General features: G+C 61.0%; 17 protein-coding genes. 11 read left to right on the forward strand and 6 right to left on the reverse strand.

What is annotated here, in order from left to right:
- Window positions 1–83 precede the first annotated feature (83 nt).
- A complete protein-coding gene (locus LRP30_RS43340) occupies window positions 84–542 on the forward strand; it encodes a VOC family protein (protein WP_249758789.1) in 459 nt (152 codons plus the stop codon).
- A 142-nt stretch (window positions 543–684) separates the two neighbouring features.
- Window positions 685–1,125, forward strand: a complete 441-nt coding sequence (locus LRP30_RS43345; protein WP_128930281.1) for a CBS domain-containing protein — start codon at window positions 685–687, stop codon at window positions 1,123–1,125.
- A 260-nt stretch (window positions 1,126–1,385) separates the two neighbouring features.
- Here LRP30_RS43345 and LRP30_RS43350 read toward each other — a convergent pair whose 3' ends face one another.
- Complete coding sequence (locus LRP30_RS43350) at window positions 1,386–4,331, reverse strand: transketolase (protein ID WP_249758790.1); 2,946 nt, start codon at window positions 4,329–4,331, stop codon at window positions 1,386–1,388.
- 49 nt (window positions 4,332–4,380) lie between these two features.
- The gene (locus tag LRP30_RS43355) at window positions 4,381–5,166 is read right to left on the reverse strand and encodes a hypothetical protein (RefSeq protein ID WP_249758791.1); all 786 of its coding nucleotides are present in this window, start codon (window positions 5,164–5,166) and stop codon (window positions 4,381–4,383) included.
- Between the two features lie 213 nt (window positions 5,167–5,379).
- Between LRP30_RS43355 and LRP30_RS43360 the strand changes: the two genes are divergently transcribed.
- The 4 genes from LRP30_RS43360 (at window position 5,380) to prs (ending at window position 9,692) form a co-directional block, all read left to right on the forward strand.
- Window positions 5,380–6,570, forward strand: coding sequence for an NADH-quinone oxidoreductase subunit D (locus tag LRP30_RS43360; protein WP_091893905.1), 1,191 nt, complete (start codon window positions 5,380–5,382; stop codon window positions 6,568–6,570).
- Between the two features lie 20 nt (window positions 6,571–6,590).
- Window positions 6,591–6,917 carry an antibiotic biosynthesis monooxygenase family protein gene (locus LRP30_RS43365; protein ID WP_128930284.1) on the forward strand — a complete coding sequence of 109 codons (327 nt, stop codon included), beginning with the start codon at window positions 6,591–6,593 and terminating at the stop codon, window positions 6,915–6,917.
- Between the two features lie 315 nt (window positions 6,918–7,232).
- The gene (locus LRP30_RS43370; protein WP_249761963.1) at window positions 7,233–8,516 is read left to right on the forward strand and encodes a PQQ-binding-like beta-propeller repeat protein; all 1,284 of its coding nucleotides are present in this window, start codon (window positions 7,233–7,235) and stop codon (window positions 8,514–8,516) included.
- A gap of 183 nt (window positions 8,517–8,699) precedes the next feature.
- A complete protein-coding gene (prs, locus tag LRP30_RS43375; RefSeq protein ID WP_249758792.1) occupies window positions 8,700–9,692 on the forward strand; it encodes a ribose-phosphate diphosphokinase in 993 nt (330 codons plus the stop codon).
- On the opposite strand, the gene LRP30_RS43380 is transcribed toward prs, so the two are convergent.
- Entirely contained in the window at window positions 9,604–10,734 is a 1,131-nt protein-coding gene (locus tag LRP30_RS43380; protein WP_249758793.1) for a hypothetical protein, read from the reverse strand. The genes prs and LRP30_RS43380 overlap by 89 nt on opposite strands.
- Window positions 10,735–10,990: 256 nt before the next feature.
- Here LRP30_RS43380 and LRP30_RS43385 point away from each other — a divergent pair, with 256 nt between their 5' ends.
- The 4 genes from LRP30_RS43385 to LRP30_RS43400 all read left to right on the forward strand — a co-directional run bounded on the left by LRP30_RS43385 (window position 10,991) and on the right by LRP30_RS43400 (window position 14,058).
- Entirely contained in the window at window positions 10,991–11,701 is a 711-nt protein-coding gene (locus tag LRP30_RS43385) for a dienelactone hydrolase family protein (RefSeq protein WP_249758794.1), read from the forward strand.
- On the forward strand, window positions 11,685–12,365 hold the full coding sequence (locus LRP30_RS43390; protein WP_249758795.1) for a phosphoribosyltransferase family protein: 681 nt from the start codon (window positions 11,685–11,687) through the stop codon (window positions 12,363–12,365). Before LRP30_RS43385 ends, LRP30_RS43390 begins: the two co-directional genes overlap by 17 nt.
- Window positions 12,362–12,730, forward strand: coding sequence for an HIT domain-containing protein (locus LRP30_RS43395; RefSeq protein WP_249758796.1), 369 nt, complete (start codon window positions 12,362–12,364; stop codon window positions 12,728–12,730). Before LRP30_RS43390 ends, LRP30_RS43395 begins: the two co-directional genes overlap by 4 nt.
- Before the next feature lie 128 nt (window positions 12,731–12,858).
- A complete protein-coding gene (locus tag LRP30_RS43400; protein WP_249758797.1) occupies window positions 12,859–14,058 on the forward strand; it encodes a site-2 protease family protein in 1,200 nt (399 codons plus the stop codon).
- Window positions 14,059–14,087: 29 nt separating this feature from the next.
- Here LRP30_RS43400 and LRP30_RS43405 read toward each other — a convergent pair whose 3' ends face one another.
- The 3 genes from LRP30_RS43405 to LRP30_RS43415 are packed head-to-tail and all read right to left on the reverse strand — an operon-like array spanning window position 14,088 to window position 16,049.
- Window positions 14,088–14,297 (reverse strand): hypothetical protein, encoded by a 210-nt coding sequence (locus LRP30_RS43405; RefSeq protein ID WP_249758798.1) that lies wholly within the window; start codon window positions 14,295–14,297, stop codon window positions 14,088–14,090.
- The gene (gene ligD / locus LRP30_RS43410; protein WP_249758799.1) at window positions 14,294–15,187 is read right to left on the reverse strand and encodes a non-homologous end-joining DNA ligase; all 894 of its coding nucleotides are present in this window, start codon (window positions 15,185–15,187) and stop codon (window positions 14,294–14,296) included. The genes LRP30_RS43405 and ligD overlap by 4 nt, the downstream gene beginning before the upstream one ends.
- 10 nt (window positions 15,188–15,197) lie before the next feature.
- Window positions 15,198–16,049, reverse strand: coding sequence for a hypothetical protein (locus LRP30_RS43415; protein WP_249758800.1), 852 nt, complete (start codon window positions 16,047–16,049; stop codon window positions 15,198–15,200).
- A 1,080-nt stretch (window positions 16,050–17,129) separates the two neighbouring features.
- Here LRP30_RS43415 and LRP30_RS43420 point away from each other — a divergent pair.
- On the forward strand, window positions 17,130–18,089 hold the full coding sequence (locus LRP30_RS43420; RefSeq protein ID WP_249758801.1) for a fatty acid desaturase: 960 nt from the start codon (window positions 17,130–17,132) through the stop codon (window positions 18,087–18,089).
- Window positions 18,090–18,348 lie beyond the last annotated feature (259 nt).

Consider the following 18,348-nt stretch of genomic DNA (forward strand, 5'->3'; position numbering starts at 1 on the left):
CGTGGCTGGGGCACTCATACCCGATTGCGGCCTGGGCTGAGTCTACCCACCTGATCGATAGGTAGGCAAAAGAGGAGAATCCAATGACTGAGTTCGCAAGGCCGCGCGCCATTGGCTTCAACCACATAGCTTTGGAGGTCGGAGAGATCGAAGAAGCACTAGCATTCTACGGTCGTCTGTTCAGCTTCGAGCTACGTGGCAAGACCGACACCATGGCCTTCATCGATCTGGGCGACCAGTTCATCGCGCTGCAGAAAGGCCGCCGGCAAGCAGCGGACGACGGCCGCCATTTCGGGCTCGTGGTCGACGACAAGGAAGCGGCGCGCAAGGCACTGGATGCCGCAGGTGTCGCCGTGATCGATGGACCCTTCCTCGATTTTCGCGATCCGTGGGGCAACCGCATCGAGATCGTTGGTTATGACAACGTCCAGTTCACCAAGGCTCCGAACGTGCTGCGCGGGATGCGCCTGACACACCTCGGCAAGAACGAGCATGCGAAGAAGGAACTCGCCGAGAAGGGCATGGCGGCGGGGCCAGGCTGAAACAGGCCGTGACGCTCTTATCTCTGCACGGATCAGAACCAGTGTCGTCTTTGGAACGCGCGATGGTCGCCTCCGTTGTGTTGACATATCAATCGAAGAAGCCCCCGAAATCTGTTGGGGCAGATCGGCATAGGAGTTGACCATGAAGAAGATCAGCGAGGTGATGACGCGCGACGCGAAAGTCGTAAATCCTAACGACACGATACAGAATGCAGCAAAGCTGATGAAAGAGTGCGATTGTGGCGTATTGCCCGTGGGTGAAGGTGACCGCCTCGTGGGCATGATCACAGACCGCGATATTGCGGTGCGCTGCATCGCGGACGGCAAAGGCCCGAACAGCAAGGTCCGTGACGCGATGACCCAAGAGGTGAAATACTGCTTCGAAGACGAGGACATATCTCACGTCTGTACGAACATGAGTGAGATCCAGGTACGACGGTTGCCCGTGGTAGACCGGAACAAGCGCCTGGTCGGGATCGTGTCGCTTAGCGATTTGGTGCGCCAGTCGGCAGGGACTGCCAAGGCGCTGCATGGAATCGCGCGGCCGAGCCAGCAGCACAACCAGAGTTCCGCCACCGCCTGAGTCCAACACCGACCCTGCAGCGGGGCGTGTTCCTCTGATTCAAGGGGCAGGTTCAGCACGGTGCTCCGGGAACTTCTTATTTGGATGCCGGGGAACTGAGCTGCATTAACACAGGCCGCGGACGAAAATTTCCGGGAACGACTGCGCCGTGTGGCAGTTATCCAGTTAGAGCAAGTAACTTTTGAAAGGTGGAATCCTTGAAAAAGTGAAAGCTCGAGCCCCGTCATTCCAATCATTGGATGGCGGGGTTTATTTTTGTTTCAGGCAGCCAACTGCAGGACCTTCTCTTCAATCGAGCGGCGCGAAATGCCGTACCTGTCGAGCAATTCGTCTTTCGTGCCAGAGCGCGGCAGTCGTGCAATCCCCAGCCGATGCACCGGCGCCGTCGAGCCAACCGCGGTCGACACGGCATCGCCCAGCCCGCCATCGATCGCGTGGTCCTCGACGACAATCAGCCCCTCGGTGTCACGAGCGGCTGCCGATAGCGTGACGACATCGATAGGCTTCACCGAGTAGGCATCAATCACGCGGATCGAAATCCCACGTGCATCGAGCATGTCGGAAGCGGCCAACGCCTCATGCACCGTAATACCAGCCGCAACGACAGTGAGCCGATCTTGCAGCGACGAGCGCAGCACCTTGCTGCCACCGATCGGAAACTCCTCCGCATTGGAGTAGATCACCGGCGTCTTGGGCCGTGTCGTCCGGATGTAGACGATGCCATTGGTACGCGCCGCCATCCCGGTCAGCTGCTCGGCGCTCACCGCATCTGCCGGATACAAAACCGTACTTTCGATCAGGGCGCGGAACATGGCGAGATCCTCAAGGCCCATCTGCGACGGGCCGTCCTCGCCAATCGACACGCCGCAATGGCTGCCGCACAGGACGAGATGGGCGGGCCGCGAATACTGCGCCATGCGGATAAAATCATAAGCGCGCGTGAGGAAGCAGGCGAACGTCGCTGCACATGGGATCTTGCCCGCCGCTGCGAGTCCGAGGGCGACGCCGACCATGTTCTGCTCGGCGATGAAACTCTCGAAGAACCGTTCCGGGTATCGGGCCGCGAACGGCTCTGTTCCGGTGGAGTTCTTCACGTCGCCGTCAAGCGCTACCAGCGCTGGCTCCTCGCCAGCGAGCTTCTCCAGCGCGTGCCCGAACGCCTCGCGGGTGGCGACCTTATCACCCAGCCGATAGGCGGGAGGGGAGTGTGTCGCGGCCACGCGCTGCGGGCGCGCCATCTGGCCGACCCGACGTGGCTCGACGACGGGCGGCGCCTGCGTCTCATCGCCGAGTTCGTCGAGTGCCTGCGACATCTGCTTGCGGTCGAGCGGTTTGCCGTGCCATCCGTCCGCTCCTTCCAGGAACGAGACCCCTTTGCCCTTGATGGTACGCGCGAGGAGGGCGGTCGGGCCACCGTCATGCGCGGTCCGAAATGCCGCAAGGATCGCTGTCATATCGTGACCGTCGATCTCGATGGTGCGCCAGCCGAAGCTCGCGAACCGACGCGCGAACACCGCGGTATCGTGGTGATAGGGCGCCGCCTCGCTCTGGCCGAGACCGTTGATGTCAACGATCGCCGTCACGTTCGCAAGGCCATTGAGCGAAGCAAACTGCGCGGCCTCCCACACTGAGCCTTCCGAGCATTCGCCGTCGCCAAGCAGGCAGAACACGCGGGCATCGATGCGGTCCAGGCGGTTCGCCGCTGCGAGCCCGTTGGCCGCCGCAAGCCCCTGTCCGAGCGATCCGGTCGCGACCCTGACCCATGGATTGAGCGGCGTCGGATGGCCTTCCAACGTGCTATCGATCCGCCGCAGCGACAGCGGATCCTCGCTGATGGCGCCGGCTTCGTGCAAGGCCGCCCACAGGATTGGCGCCGCATGGCCCTTCGACAGAACGAACGTATCGACATTGCGCGCGGCTGCGTCGAGCGGATCCCAGCGCATCTCGCGGAAGAACAGCGCTGCCACGATATCGGCGCACGACATGCAAGAGGTGGGATGACCCGAGCCCGCTTCCGTCGTCATGCGGATCACCAGTCGCCGCAGCCGGCGGGCCTCTGCGCGCAGATCGGCCGCATCACGGAACGCCACAGCGCGCTCACCCTTGGCGGCGAATAGCTTGAGCAGCGAGTCGAACGGATCGATGAACTTCTGGACCGCGTCGTTCTCGAGCTGGGCCGTGACCAGATCGAACGACACCCCAAGCCGACCCAGATCTTCCATGACGCGCCGCGCGCGCTGCACATCGTGCGTGACCGTGGCCTGCACAGTGCCGTGGTCGCGGAACCCTGCGATGGTCTTGCGCGTCATCGTGTTGATGGTCATTGGACCGATCAACGGTTCGACATACATGAGATCCGGATAGTCCGGGTTCTTGGTGCTGGTGCTTGCCCATAGCATCCGCTGTACCCGCGCGCCTTTCTCGGCGAGCGCCATCCAGCGGTTACTCGACCGGATATGGCTAAATGCCTGATAGGCGAGCTTGGCGTTCGCGGTCGCGACCTTGCCCAGAAGGCTGCGTGGATCAGGATCGGGAGGCAGGCGGTCGGGCACGATGCGCTGCCGCAACAGTCGATCGACGAGCACATCGATGCGACTGAGGAAAAAACTTGCGACCGAAGCGATGCGTTCGATCGGCTGGCCTGCGTCCAGCCGCCGTTCAAGCGCTCGCAGGTAGGCCTCGGCCACCGCCTCGTAGCGGGCGATCGAGAACAGCAGCGTGATGTTGACGTTGATGCCTTCGAACAGCAGCTGCTCGATGGCCGGAACCCCTGCCGGAGTGCCGGGAATCTTGATGAACAGGTTGGGCCGGTCGACCAGTGTCCACAGCCTCCGCGCCTCCTCGATCGAGGCCTCTGTGTCGTGCGCGAGGTGGGGCGATACTTCGAGGCTCACAAAACCGTCGACGCCCGCGGTCTCCTCGTACACCGGGCGCAGGATATCACAGGCGTTCCGTACGTCGCTGGTAATGAGTTCTTCATAGATGCCGGCTGGGGATCGGCCCGCCACGGCTGCGCGAGCGATGTCGTCGTCGTAATCCGCGCCTTCCGCGACCGCCTTCTCGAAGATGGCCGGATTCGACGTGATACCACGCAAGCCTTCCTCGCCAACCCGCCGTGCCAGATCGCCGCTATCGATCATTCGCCGGGTGAGATCATCCATCCAGCAGCTCTGGCCTTGCGCCAACAGTTCGATCGTCCGGTTCATATGCGGTCTCCTTGGTTCAAGCACCTGGAAAGCCGACCACGCACTGCCTTTATTGCCATTCGCCCTTGATCAGCGGACCGATGGGATGCTCGCGCGGCGACATCTTGAGCTGGCGGAAAATGTCGGCATTGCGGGCCGTCTCGTGTTCGGTCTCGATATCGATCCCATAGGCGCGCTCAGGATCAACGCGCGCGCCGATCAGGATGAACTCGGCGCCTTCATAGTCGAGCAGATGCGGGTCTTCGGATGCGAACCGCCGGCCGCGGAATTGCCGCTCGACCGGTTTGGGGTAATGCGCCTCTTCCCGCTCTGACAGTCCTGCGCCGGGCGGAGACCCGGCCTCGGGGTTCTTGATAGACAGAATGTACGCCGCCTGGCGCTCGATATTCAGCTCCTCCTGGACTTCGCCGGGCCGCCGTGGCAGTTCGAGTTCATAGCTCAAGTGGAGATTGCGACCGCGCTTGATTAGCGCATAGACGCCTTCGCCGGCGGGCCGGACCGGCGGCAGCGTGCGTTCACCGCGCGTCCTGGTCGCATAATGATGCTCACGGAATTCGTCCTCGACGGCCGGGCCGGACTTGATCGCTTCGATGAACCCCCAGATGCGTTCATGATCGCGCGCCTCGGGCAGCCGCTTGCGCCCAAGCACCGCCACACGAAGCCGGGCCTGTCGTTCCGGCTTCATCACCATGTAAAAGCGCTGGATGTCGCCGAGGTCTTCGGCCTTATCTTCCTCGATCCGGGGTCGGTAGGCAAAATAGATGTCGCCTTTTTCGACGATCTCCTCCGAGACCTCCGCCTCCGGGTCGCCGCGCCTCCGTCGCACAGAAACCATGTCGCAGCCAATCGTGCTCAACTCTTCTGCCCTGCACCCTGCTCAACGGAATGCAAACGCACGTGTTCCTAGGTTCGGGCCGGGACGCGGTGCGGCCGTGTAGTTCCTCGCAACGGGGCTGGAGGAGGCTACGGGGCTTTAGGAACGACCAAGGCTTGAGCCGCGTTGCTGCTACGCCGGGCGCGGACCCGCAGCCGCAGCCGTGAGTTCGCCATGGAGGAAGAAGGCCTCCGCAATTTCACCATCAATTTTGGGCCGCAGCATCCTGCGGCTCACGGCGTGCTGCGCCTGGTGCTGGAGCTTGATGGCGAGGTGGTCCGTCGCGTCGATCCTCACATCGGCCTGCTCCATCGCGGAACCGAAAAACTGATCGAAAACAAGACCTATCAGCAATCGATCGGGTATTTCGACCGGCTCGACTATGTCGCACCGATGAACCAGGAGCATGCGTTCTGCCTCGCAGCGGAGCGGCTGCTTGGCCTGGAAGTGCCGCGCCGCGGCCAACTGATTCGCGTGCTGTTCTGTGAAATCGGACGCCTGCTCTCGCATCTGCTCAACATCACGACCCAGGCGATGGACGTCGGGGCGCTCACCCCACCGCTGTGGGGGTTCGAAGAGCGTGAGAAGCTGATGGTGTTCTATGAACGCGCGTCCGGTGCGCGCATGCACGCAAATTACTTCCGTGTCGGAGGCGTGCATCAAGACCTGCCACCGAAGCTGATCGATGACATCGAAGCCTTTTGCGATCCGTTCCTGCGCGTGGTGGACGATCTGGATCGGCTGCTGACGGGACTTCGTATCTTCAAGCAGCGCAACGTCGATATCGGCAGGGTGACATTGAAGCAAGCCTGGGAGTGGGGATTTTCGGGCGTCATGGTGCGTGGCTCAGGCGCCGCCTGGGACCTTCGCAAGGCGCAGCCCTATGAATGCTATCCGGAGATGGATTTCGACATTCCGATTGGCAAGAACGGTGACTGTTATGACCGCTATCTGGTCCGCATGGAAGAAATGCGCCAGTCGGTGCGCATCATGCGACAGTGCATCGCCAAACTCCGCGCTCCTGACGGGCAAGGTCCGGTCGCAGTGCAGGACAACAAGATCTTTCCTCCGCGCCGCGGCGAGATGAAGCGCTCGATGGAAGCCCTGATCCATCATTTCAAGCTTTACACAGAAGGCTTTCACGTGCCTGCCGGGGAGATCTATGCGGCAGTGGAAGCCCCCAAGGGCGAGTTCGGCGTGTATCTGGTTTCCGATGGGACCAACCAACCCTACAGGTGCAAGATCCGCGCTCCATCGTTCGCGCATCTGCAGGCGATGGACCTACTCTGCCGCGGCCACTTGCTCGCCGACGTCTCGGCGATCATCGGGTCGCTGGACATCGTGTTTGGGGAGATCGATCGATAATACCGTGAAAGGAGATCGCCATGCCACAGATCCAGATCGGCCAGCAGCCGGTCACGCAAATTACGATCATCGAAGCCGAACCAGAGAAGCAGGCCGAGGCCCTATCGCTCATGAGGGAGCGAGCTCGCTTCATGCAGCGTCAGCCGGGGTTCATTTCCGTCAGCCTGCATCGCAGCCTCGATGGGCGTCGTATCGTGAATTACATTCAATGGGAAAGCCGTGATCTCCTACGGGCCGCGCACCAGTCACCTGAATTTCGCAAAGCCTGGAGTCAGTTCGGAAGTCTCACCGACGATATCGATCCTCATTTGTACGAGGTCGCCGACGTCCTCGCGAAGAGCGAGTGAAACCGGCGCTCGATGAGCGCGAGAGCGAAACGCCTCAGCTCATGTGCCCACGATGATGGAACTGGAGCAGCACGGGGCTGTTAGGCGCACATGAACATCCGACGCGCTTTTTCGAGGACAGCCCGTCCTGCCTGGAAGGTGGGACTATTTGCACTTGCGCTATCGCCGCTATCCGCCCTTGCTCAAGACGGCTCCGTTCTGACCTATCATGGCGACAACAGCCGAAGCGGCCAGTACGTCGTTCCCGCGCTATCCTGGGATAAAGCCAGATCGGTTCAGCTGGATCGCACGTTCAACGCCCGTGTCGCGGGCTCGATGTACGCTCAGCCGCTGTACTGGCGTCCTCCTGGCGCGAACGCCGGGATGCTATTCGTGGCCACCGAGGACGACGTCGTCCAGGCCCTCGACGCGACGACCGGTAAGGAATTGTGGAGGCGCGTGGTCGGGCGTCCAGTGCGCCGTTCGTCGCTGCCGTGCGGAAATATCGATCCGCTTGGTATTACCGGGACGCCGGTGATCGACCCTGCAACCCAAGCCATCTATTTCGATGCTGCCGTGGAGCGAGGAAACGGCCCGCGCCACGAAGTGTTCGCGCTTTCGACAAAGGATGGCAGCGTTCTCCCCGGCTGGCCGATCGATGTGGCCGACCTTCTGCAAAAGGCAGGACGACATTTCGACCCGAGCGTCCACAACCAGCGCGCGGCGCTCACGCTTCTCGACGACACTGTCTATGTCGCCTTCAGTGGCCATTTTGGTGATTGCGGGAACTATCACGGCTGGGTGGTCGGACTTTCCCTGCGCGAGCCCGGCAAGCATGTCAGCTTCGAAACGCGTGGGCGAGGGGGCGGGATCTGGGCGCCGGGCGGTCTGAGCGTCTCGGAGCAGGACATCTACTTTGCGACTGGGAATACGCTCGGCGCGCCGACCTGGAGCGACGGTGAAGCCGTGTTTCACTTTGGACCCGACCTGCGCCGCAGAGACGACAAGAGGGACTATTTTGCGCCATCGGATTGGAAAACACTCGATGCCGCCGATGCGGATCTCGGGGGCAGCAATCCGCTTACTTTCAACATATCCGGAGCGGGCGGGGACCGCGCTCTGATTCTGGCGCTGGGGAAGGATGGCAAGGCTTATCTTCTCGATCGAAATAGTCTCGGCGGCGTCGGCGGCCAGCTGGCGGTCGAAACAGTAGCCCAGTCGTCGATCGTCACCTCGCCGGCCGCCTATCGCGTCGGCGATGATGTCTTTGTTGCCTTCCAGGCCTCCGGAGCGCATTGCCCGCAGCCCGGCCGAGGTCACGATTTGACGGTCTTGAAGATCGCAGCGGGCTCCCCGCCGGCGATGGCCACTGCCTGGTGCGGTGCGCTCCGCGGCCGCGGCTCCCCCGTTGCGACCACCACGGACGGCCATTCCAACCCGATTGTTTGGATTGTTGGCGCCGAAGGCGACAATCGGCTGCACGCGTTCCGCGGCGATACCGGCGAACCGATTTTTGTAAGCGAGGCCTTGAGCGGCCTCCGACGCTTCCAGACGCTGATCGCGACGCAGGACCGCCTCTATGTGGGCGCCGACGGGCGCATTTACGCCTTTCATTTTTGAAAGGCACGCATATGCAGCTTCACGAGACCGGATGGCACCTCTCCCATACCGGGAACTCAGCATTGGCCTCATTTGTTCAATGGTGAGATCCCCTTGAAGCTGGGGTCTCGCGTTTGCAGCCCTGCCAACGCGGAAGTGATCCCATCCCGCTCGGGGCCGGTCATCTCGCGAACGGAGCTATAGATGGCGGAATTGGCCTGTCACTCCGAGATGCGGCTGTTCGCGCTGAACGCGACGGCCGATCTTGGCAAAGCCACGGCTCAGGCGTTGGGTTGGTCGCTTGCTGCACACGAGGAGCGTGAGTTCGAGGATGGCGAGCACAAGGCGCGCCCCCTCGATTCGGTCCGTGGCACAGACGCATACGTGATACAAACCCTGCATAACGGGCCAAACCAGAGCGTAAACGACAAGCTATGCCGATTGCTCTTCTTCATCGGCGCTCTCAAAGACTGCGGCGCCGCTCGCGTCACCGCGGTCGTGCCGTATCTTTGCTATGCGCGAAAGGATCGCCGCACCAAGCTCAACGACCCGGTAACGACGCGCTACATTGGCAGCCTCTTTGAGGCTGTTGGTACCGACGCCGTCGTCGCCCTTGAGGTGCACAATCCGGTTGCGTTCGAAAATGCCTTCCGCTGCCGGACCGTCGCCCTCACGTCGACAACGCTATTCGTTAAGTTTGCCGCGCAATTAATGGATGAAAGCTTCAGCGTGGTGTCTCCGGATCCCGGTGGCGTGAAGCGCGCACAACTCTTGCGAGAAGCGTTGGAAGCCACGCTGCATCGTCCGATCGGCAAGGGGTACGTCGACAAGCACCGCAGCGCCGGCGTGGTTTCGGGCGATCTCTTGGTCGGCGATGCAGCCGATGCGACAGTGCTCATCATTGACGATCTGATCAGTACCGGAACCACGCTGCTGCGTGCCGCGCAGGCGGCCCGGCGCGCCGGCGCCCGTCGCGTATTGGCTTTCGTGACACATGGGCTATTCATGCCTGGCTCCGCCGAGGTCGTTGCGAATCCTGACATTGAGCAGTTTGTCGTGACCGATGCGGTGCCCGTTCGAATTGACGATGCTGCTGCGCGCGCCAAGGTCAAAGTCCTCCCTGTCGCCCCACTGCTCGCCGAGACGATACGCCGGCTGCACGAGAACCGCGATCTCGCCGACCTCCTGGTCTTCTGAGCAATCCAACCAGCTTGATTGCGTCCGATGCCGCCAGGCGAAGATATTGGCGCGCGACCCGCGGCCACTTCTCGGGACTGCGCGGCTCGGGCTCGAGGAGATGGGCGATCGCAAGACGGGCGCGCAATGTTGCACGATGACACCGATAGAACGTCATTAGCTCGTCGCCCGGACTGTCCTTGAGTTCTTGCCGCATCCGTCGTGTAATGTACTCGCCGATCCATCCTGCCCCAAGGCGCTCGCATTCAAGGTCAAGGAAAGCGATCTCGTCAAATGGATCGACCGCACGCAGGCGCGGATTGAATTCGATGCAGTCAATGATGCGAACTGGATCGCCAAGCCAGATGTGCTCGGGCCGCAGGTCGCCGTGACCATCAATGATCTTTCGGCGACGGATGCGATCGGCGAGGAGGTCTGATCGGCGATCGAGGAAACGGCGTTGCATCTGGTCGATCCACTGTATCAGCCCTGCCGGCATCGCGAGCCGCCTGTCAAGAAGGACGCGCCGATTGTAGTCGAGGCTTCGGTACCATTCGGCTAGTCGGACGGCCGACGAAATGAAGGTAGGCTGTGCACGCCGATAGAACTGGGCAAGGACAGCGGCCAGCCGATCAAGCTCCCAAGTTTTGACATCCCCATCAACAATGCTGTTGTCCAGCATATTCCGCTCGTCGAGGCGACGCATCATGACGAGCCAATCTACCGCCTCCCCTGGGCCACCGATGGCAAGCCCCTTGGGAGACCAGACCAGCGGCACGACGTCGAGATATACGTCCTGGGCGAGGCGGCGATTGAGGCGCAGCTCAGCCCGGCATGCAGCCTCACGTTTGGCCACGCTGGAAAAGTCAAGATATGGAAAGCGGACCGGCTTCTTCAGCTTGTAGACTTTATCCCCGACGAGAAAGACCCATGACATATGGGTCTCGCGAGTGGTGATGGTGGCTGCGCCTTCCGGATACACATTTCGCCGGCTCAGAAAGTGTACTTTGTCACGCAGCCGCAGCTCGCGGATTTCGCTCTCGATCTGCTCTCGCGCTTCCATTGCTGGCGTCCATCAACGCTGCAGGAACGGCGCAGCCCCCGCTTGCCGAGTTGCATTGATCGCCTGCACCTTAGAGGCCTTCATCCAATCTGGATCCCAATCTGGGCCGCCCAATCTGGGCGAGCGATACCACAGGAGCGGTTCCCGCCCCGTCGCCGGGCGGCTTGTCGAAGCCGACGCGAAGGCCTTCCGGAGCTGCGAAACCAAAGCTGGCAGCGCCCGTTGGTAGCAAAGGAAATAAGAAGTGAGAGCGAAAATGGTTGCTCGTGCTCGACCGGGACGGAGCAGTGAGGTCCGGGACGTTTCCATTCCACCTAGGGGGCTTGCCGGCATATTACACATTCCCGAAGGCAGCCGTGCCGTAGTCGTCTTTGCCCATGGAAGCGGATCGAGTCGCTTCAGCCCGCGCAATACGGCAGTTGCCGCCGCTCTCAATGATCATGCGCTAGCGACCCTGCTGTTGGACCTCTTGACCTTCGATGAAGAAGCGAACCGCGCGAATGTATTCAACATTGAGCTGCTGGCCGACCGTTTGCTCGATGCGGTGCGCTGGCTGGATCAGGACCGGACCATGGCTCGGTTTGCGGTAGGTCTGTTCGGCTCGAGCACGGGAGCAGCAGCAGCGCTCATGGCAGCAGCCCGGCTCCGCAGCCGAATCGGCGCTATCGTCTCACGCGGCGGCCGTCCCGATCTCGCCGGCGATGCAATCGATCAAGTCAATGCTCCAACCCTCTTCGTGATCGGCGGCAATGACTTCGGGGTGATCGAACTCAATCAAGATGCATTTGCGCGGCTTCGAGAACCCAAGGCAATCGAGATCGTTCCGGGAGCCAGTCATCTCTTTTCGGAACCGGGAGCCCTCGAACAAGTGACAGACCACGCAGCACGATGGTTCGCCCGTTACCTCACTCCTATGGCTCCAGGAGCAGGTTCGAAGGCAGGACAGCGACATGCCGTTCAGAGATAGAATCGAAGCGGGTCGAAAGTTGGCGGCGCCCCTCGCCACGTACGGGAACCAGCACCCAGCCATTCTGGCGCTCCCTCGGGGTGGCGTGCCCGTGGCAGCTGAGGTCGCAGCCGCGCTGCATGCGCCGCTCGATCTCATCATCGTTCGCAAGGTCGGCGTCCCGTTCCAAAACGAGTTGGCAATGGGTGCCGTCGTAGATGGTGGCGCACCGATCGTGGTGCGCAATGATGATGTCATTCGGCTCGGAGGCGTCAGCGAAGCCGATTTCCAAGCCGAGTGCCGCAAGGAGATTGCCGAGATAGAGAGGCGGCGTCAGCGCTATTTGGGAGATCGTCAACGTCTTGAGATTTCCGGTCGGACGGCAATCGTTATCGACGATGGCATTGCGACCGGCGCCACCACGCGGGCCGCCTTGCAGGCGACGCGAAAACGAAATCCAAGCCGGCTCGTCCTCGCGGTTCCCGTTGCACCGACCGAGATTGTCCCGCAAATGCGCGCAGAATGTGATGATTTCGTATGTCTTGAGGAACATACCGCGTTCGCCGCCATCGGCTACTACTATCGGGATTTCGGGCAGGTCTCCGACGGCGAGGTGCTCGACATGTTACGACGCTTTCCGATTTCGTCCGATCCGCGCCAGTCGCGGGAAAGAGCCCAGCCATGATCGACTGTCCTTTCTGCAAAATCGTCAGCGGCGAGATTGCGTCAGCGAAAGTGTATGAGGACGAGGAACATCTCGCCTTTCTCGACATTCGCCCGCAATCCCCCGGGCACACTCTCATCATCCCAAAGAAGCACCAGCGCTGGGTCTGGGACGTACCGAACGTTGGCGCGTATTTCGAAGTCGTACGGACGGTTGCGCGCGCAATGCAGAACGCGTTCTGCGAGGAAATACATTCCCGCATCATGGGCGAAGAGGTGCCGCATGCGCACATTTGGCTGTATCCCGCTCCAGGCAGGGCGAAAGGCGACCCGAGAGATTTTGAGCGGAATGCGAAGGCAATTCGCGACGCACTTGAGCCGCAATGATCCGGAGTTCTGGGCATCACGTTCGCCGACATTCATCGTGCAGCGGCCTGATGCGCCGTGTTCAGCCTTAGGAACAAGCGCCCTCGACGCGATGTTTTCCCATCAGCGCCACTGCTTGCGAGGCAGCGATGTTCCTGCACCGGATCAAAATCCTCACGCTCGCCGGGTTCACGATATGGATCGACATCTCTTGGCTTATCCTGGCAGCGCTGTTGATCTGGACGCTGGCGCTCGGCGAGTTCCCTCGCACGGTTCCGAATTTGTCCGCCGCCACATACTGGTGGATGGGATTCGCAGGCACGATCGGCCTGTTCATCTCGATTATCCTGCATGAGCTGAGCCATGCGCTGATTGCGCGGCGTTACGACATGCCGATTGCCGGCATTACGCTATTCATCTTCGGCGGGGTCGCCGAACTGAACAAGGAGCCGAGCAGCGCCAAGGCAGAATTCCTTATGGCGATCGGTGGGCCGATCGCCAGCATGGTGCTTGGCACCATCCTGCTCCTAGTCGCTGCCGCAAGCGAGAAGACCGTTTCGCCCGCCGCATTCGGGGTGCTCGACTACCTTGGCGGCCTCAATTGGATCTTGGCACTGTTCAATCTCATTCCCGCCTTCCCGCTGGACGGCGGACGGGTGCTGCGCGCTGGCCTTTGGGGCTGGATGAACGATTTTGGACGGGCCACGCGCATTGCCGCCGGCAGTGGCGAGTTCTTCGGCCTTGCCATGATCCTGTACGGGATCCTGGAATTCATCACCGGCAGCACAATCAGTGGCGTCTGGCTGTTCTTTATTGGCTTGTTCCTGCACGGCGCCGCCGGCGCGGCACGGCACGAGTTGACGCTACGCCACACCTTCGGCGGGCTTCCCGTTTCCACGCTCATGCAACGCAACCCGATCGGCGTCGCCCCGGATATTTCCATTGCGGAATTGGTCGAGGATTACTTTTACAAGTATTACTTCAAGGCTTTCCCCGTGCTGCGCGACGGCGAACTCATTGGCTGCATCATGGCGAAGGATGTCCGCGATCTTGGTCCCTCCGACACCACCCAGCGCCGCGTCGCTGATGTCATGCGCCCCTGCTCGCCGGAGATCATTGTCCCTCCGCATCTGGATGCACTGGAGGCGCTTGCAAGGATGCAGGGCGGTCGGCACAGTCGTCTGCTCGTGGTTGAACAGGGACGGCTTATCGGCGTCCTGGCCTTGTCCGATATGCTTCAATACCTCTCGCTCAAGCAGGAGCTCGACCAAAACATGCAGGATCTGCCATGGAGCGCTGCCAAGACCCGTGATGCGGGATCTGCCCACTACGTGCATCCCGCCCGCTAACGCGCGAGCCAGTATCCAAGCAAATTCGCTCAGATTGCGTTTAGCGGATGGCAACAGGGAACGCATTGTCCGCAATTGCCTTTGATCCCGTTGGGGAAGCGATTGAGGACTTCGGCTCGGTTCTTGAGATAAGGAAGCAGGTAAGGCGCGATCTTTTCATAGTAGGCGATCACGTCACCCTTGGTGTATCGCTCCTTGGGCCAGAATGTCTTGTCGAGGTGGGTAAGCTTCACGATCATGCGCGCTCCCGTCTGACTTGCCGCGCGGGCTTGTCGCTGCGCATGCCGAGAAACACCGGATGGCGCATCTCCCCCTCGCGGGTCCATTCCGTGAACTTGACCTGGCACACGAGCCGCGGCTTGATCCACGTGGTCTGGTCCTCGTGCGGAACGTCCGAAAACGGCTTCTTGTCTGTCCTCAACTTCATCATGCGCGCGTGCAGCGTCGCAAGCATCTCTCGGGGGAATCCCCCACCGCTGTGGCCAACATAGACAAGCTTGCCCTTGTCGTACACGCCAAGCACCAGCGAGCCAAAGTGCTGGCGGCTCCCGCGCGGCTCGGTGAAGCCGACGACAATGGCTTCCTGTTCTTGGTCGGCCTTGATCTTGAGCCAATCTTTCGTGCGCCTGCCCGAGTGGTAGAGACTTGCGGCACGCTTCGCGATGATGCCCTCCTCCCCCGCTCGTCGCGCTTTGTTGAACGCCGCCTTGCCATGCCGCTTTCTGTGTCCGCTGTAGTGGACGAGTGGGTGCCGGGTAAGGATGGCGTGCAAACGGCCCTTGCGCTCAAGCAACGGCTTGCCACGCAGATCGCGGCCATCGAGGAAGAGCAGATCGAACACATAATAGCGGAGACGCGCCTTGCCTTTCAGCGCGTTCTGCAGCAGCTGGAATCGGGATCGGCCCTCCGCGTCGAGCGCCACCAGTTCGCCGTCAATCACGGCATTGCGCTTGATGATATCGAGCGCTTCGGCGACCGGGGCATAACGCTTGGTCACGTCGTTGCCATTGCGCGAGTAGAGGGAGCCATTTCTGCCTCCGGTTTTTGCGACAAGCCGGAAGCCGTCCCATTTCGTCTCGAAGATCCACTCCTTGTCATCGAATGGCGCGTCGATGAGGGTCGCCAGCATTGGCCTGAGGTCACTTTTTCGCATGCGTCTTGATCAACAGCCATTGCGTCGGGCTCTTCAGGCGCACGAGCGAATATGCCCCGCGAAACTTGCTTCCCTTGAGAACGAAGCTCATGCGTCCTCGCCGCAAGCCTGCTCGCATGGTTCGCTCGCTCTCTGCTGCGCTGGTCGCGCCCTCGGCTTCGTAAGTGCCGCCGTCCCATTTTTCAACGAGCCCTGCGCGTCGAAAACTCGCGTCAATGCCGTCGGTTCCAAGGCGAATCGGCGGCCGGTCTTGGCGCTGTTGGAAATCAGTGGCGCGACGGCAGTTGATAGAGCCAGAGCATTTGCATTGCCAGGCTTGGCGCCGGAACCAATGGCCAAGGCACGCGTCGCCAATACACATCTCGATCACCGTCGTGTCGCGCCTGAAGGCCCGTTCCGACGACCGCGGCTCTACGTGGTTGGCGAGGCACCCGGCGCAGAGGAAGCTGCGCAGGGCAGGCCTTTTGTCGGTCCGGCCGGCAGGGCGTTGCGCGAGATGCTGGATGAAGCTGGGATCGATCCCCAACAGGTGCGTTTGGCAAACGCCATTCCTTTCCGGCCAATCGCGCATTCCAAAGATCGGAAGCCACGTAATCGCAGCCCAACAATCGAGGAAGTCGATCGCTTTGGCGCAGCAGTGCTGATCGACATTCGGCGTTCCAGGCCAGGCGTGATCGTTGCTCTTGGCAGCACAGCGGCTCGCCTGTTCGGCGAGTCGCAATCGATCCGCGTGACGCGCAGGGCAAAGCTCCAATTTGAAGGTCACCCGCTCCGCATCACTTTCCATCCAGCTTACGTCCGCCGCTTCGGCGGACGGAACGGCGACGCCTGGCGTCACGCGGTCGCCGATCTACGCCGGGCCTGGAACGACTCGGCAGTTCGTTTGGATCCAAATCGTGGTTGAGGATCTCGACAGGGCGTACTGCCGACGCCTTGAGCCCTCGGCCGTCGACACATCCGGTTAGAAGACGGGGATTCGCGGTGTTGCATCCAAGCTCTTCGATTTGAACCGCAAGATTGCATGTCTTGTCGACCCTCGGGTGATCCCTCTTGAATGAGCACGATCAATGAAGTGCAAGGTCATCAGCGATCATGAGATCGTTCCGCCACTGTCGTGCTGTATTGACAGCACAGATCGTGGCGCTTGTGGCTTGGACCCTCCGACGTTGATTGCTCTTCGGCGCACGGTTCGGGTTCGAGTTCTGTCGGCGCGCTGCGAGATACTCTGGTCGCGCGGATGTCCGATCTGCTCGCACCAATATCCCAATCTGCGGCGGGCGCAGTCGACGCATAGCAATGGGCTACCGAACCCAAGCGCGCGAAATCGTGGTTTGGCGCATGAAATCGACCAAATGGCGAAGAGAGTGTCAGTCAATCCGCTTTGAAAGATCAAGCATTTTTGTTCTTCCTAGGCCAAAACCCACCATTCGAGCTACCGCCGAAAACCGGCGCTTCACGCCCGATCTTTTCATCGAAACTCTCGTGGCACATCGAAGCGACTGACCCGATCCGTCAATTTTTCACCGGCGGCATGAGCGCCGCGACGAACTCTCGCTTCGGCGCCAACTGGTCCTCGATGTAATCCCCGCAACGCCGCGCGACTCGTATTCACGCACCGCTCGCTGGGAAAAACCGGCGTCAGCGTACCCTTACCGCGCACGTCGATCTGCCGCACGCAGCGCCCGCGGAATAGGATTTAGACCTGACCGCCCATAACGGCACTAGCGGCCAATCCGTCGCCGGGTCGATGCGATGAAGCGAGGGCCGCAAATCTCGGGATGCCGAGCGGCCAACGCCCGCGAAATTAATTGCTTCTGCATTGCGACGTCGCTCCCTAGGGTCGGCCTGTGCTTGACGAATTCCAACGTCCGCACGAGCACGGTCAAGTGCGTGATCCCGGAAAGAGGCGACTACGATCATGAGCAATGCCATCACTGCCACCGGAGAGAAGCCGCTAACTCCGGCCATGCTGCGCGAGTTGTCGATGCGGTGCAATTGGCGAGGTCTGGTCCGTGCGGTCAGCCACTACGGCGTCATCATCGTTGTCGGCGCGCTGATCTGGCTGGTCTCGTCGCGATACGGAATCGTCTGGACGTTGCCGCTGGTCGTCGTCCAAGGTTACTTTGTCGCATTCCTGTTCATGGTGGTACACGAGACCGCCCACAAGACGGCGTTTCGCAGCCGCGCTCTTAATCTCGCCTTCGGTCATCTCTCCTCGTTCGCGGTCGGCTTGCCTTACGAATATTACTGCCTGTTCCACTGGGATCATCATCGGTATACGCAGGATCCAAAGAGGGACCCAGAATTGCTGTCGGTTCCGATCCCGACCTCGGACGCGCAACTGGTGATCGTCTACAGCGGTCTGCGGCAAGTTGCCTTCCGGGTGTGGCTGATGCTTCGCCATGCGTTGACCGGCAACGCCACGTCACCCTGGATTCCGGAAAGCAAGCGCTGCGTTGTCGTGAGGGAAGCACGCCTCTATCTGGCAGGCTACGTCGCGCTGCTGCTGGCATCGGTCGCGCTGCACACCTTGTTCCTGTTGTGGGTCTGGGTCGTCCCCGTGTTCGTCGGTCAATTGTTTCTGCGTCCGTATCTCCTTGCCGAACACACCGGTTGCGATCGTACGCGCAGCGCCTTCCAGAATACCCGCACCACCTATACCGCCATGTTCGTGCGCTGGTTTGCATGGAACATGCCCTATCATGTCGAGCACCATGCCTATCCTTCGATTCCGTTCCATGCGCTGCCGAAACTGAACGGGATCGTCGCCGATCAGATCGTCTACAGGGGCCCAGGCTACATCGCAGTGACGCGGCAGACGTGGGCCTGGTTTCGCCGCGCACGCAACGGCATCGAAAGCTCGATCGGTTCTGATTGAATCGGGATTAGGGCTTGGCGAAGGCCAGCAGAGCGCCGTTCTCGCAGGCTACGAAGCGCCCAAGGTGTGAGCAGCTTGATGAATTTATTGCACCAGTCACAGTCGGAAGCTGGTCTGCTTGCGCAAAAATTGGACAGCATCGAGCCTTGTCGATTAATTGCTTCACGGTCTCCCGTCTTGAGACGACCCTCTCGTCACGGTCGATCACTCCGGTCGCCGGCATCACAGGGGTTTGGCATGCGATCAACAACCGCTCTTC

Source organism: Bradyrhizobium sp. C-145, assembly GCF_023375135.1.
Lineage (GTDB): Bacteria > Pseudomonadota > Alphaproteobacteria > Rhizobiales > Xanthobacteraceae > Bradyrhizobium > Bradyrhizobium zhanjiangense.

Bases quoted from the DNA above. Each gene is read 5' to 3' on its own strand.
- LRP30_RS43340 (WP_249758789.1), top strand. From the start codon at position 84: ATGACTGAGTTCGCAAGGCCGCGCGCCATTGGCTTCAACCACATAGCT.
- LRP30_RS43345 (WP_128930281.1), top strand. From the start codon at position 685: ATGAAGAAGATCAGCGAGGTGATGACGCGCGACGCGAAAGTCGTAAAT.
- LRP30_RS43350 (WP_249758790.1), bottom strand. From the start codon at position 4,331: ATGAACCGGACGATCGAACTGTTGGCGCAAGGCCAGAGCTGCTGGATG.
- LRP30_RS43355 (WP_249758791.1), bottom strand. From the start codon at position 5,166: ATGGTTTCTGTGCGACGGAGGCGCGGCGACCCGGAGGCGGAGGTCTCG.
- LRP30_RS43360 (WP_091893905.1), top strand. From the start codon at position 5,380: ATGGAGGAAGAAGGCCTCCGCAATTTCACCATCAATTTTGGGCCGCAG.
- LRP30_RS43365 (WP_128930284.1), top strand. From the start codon at position 6,591: ATGCCACAGATCCAGATCGGCCAGCAGCCGGTCACGCAAATTACGATC.
- LRP30_RS43370 (WP_249761963.1), top strand. From the start codon at position 7,233: ATGTACGCTCAGCCGCTGTACTGGCGTCCTCCTGGCGCGAACGCCGGG.
- prs (WP_249758792.1), top strand. From the start codon at position 8,700: ATGGCGGAATTGGCCTGTCACTCCGAGATGCGGCTGTTCGCGCTGAAC.
- LRP30_RS43380 (WP_249758793.1), bottom strand. From the start codon at position 10,734: ATGGAAGCGCGAGAGCAGATCGAGAGCGAAATCCGCGAGCTGCGGCTG.
- LRP30_RS43385 (WP_249758794.1), top strand. From the start codon at position 10,991: ATGGTTGCTCGTGCTCGACCGGGACGGAGCAGTGAGGTCCGGGACGTT.
- LRP30_RS43390 (WP_249758795.1), top strand. From the start codon at position 11,685: ATGCCGTTCAGAGATAGAATCGAAGCGGGTCGAAAGTTGGCGGCGCCC.
- LRP30_RS43395 (WP_249758796.1), top strand. From the start codon at position 12,362: ATGATCGACTGTCCTTTCTGCAAAATCGTCAGCGGCGAGATTGCGTCA.
- LRP30_RS43400 (WP_249758797.1), top strand. From the start codon at position 12,859: ATGTTCCTGCACCGGATCAAAATCCTCACGCTCGCCGGGTTCACGATA.
- LRP30_RS43405 (WP_249758798.1), bottom strand. From the start codon at position 14,297: ATGATCGTGAAGCTTACCCACCTCGACAAGACATTCTGGCCCAAGGAG.
- ligD (WP_249758799.1), bottom strand. From the start codon at position 15,187: ATGCTGGCGACCCTCATCGACGCGCCATTCGATGACAAGGAGTGGATC.
- LRP30_RS43420 (WP_249758801.1), top strand. From the start codon at position 17,130: ATGAGCAATGCCATCACTGCCACCGGAGAGAAGCCGCTAACTCCGGCC.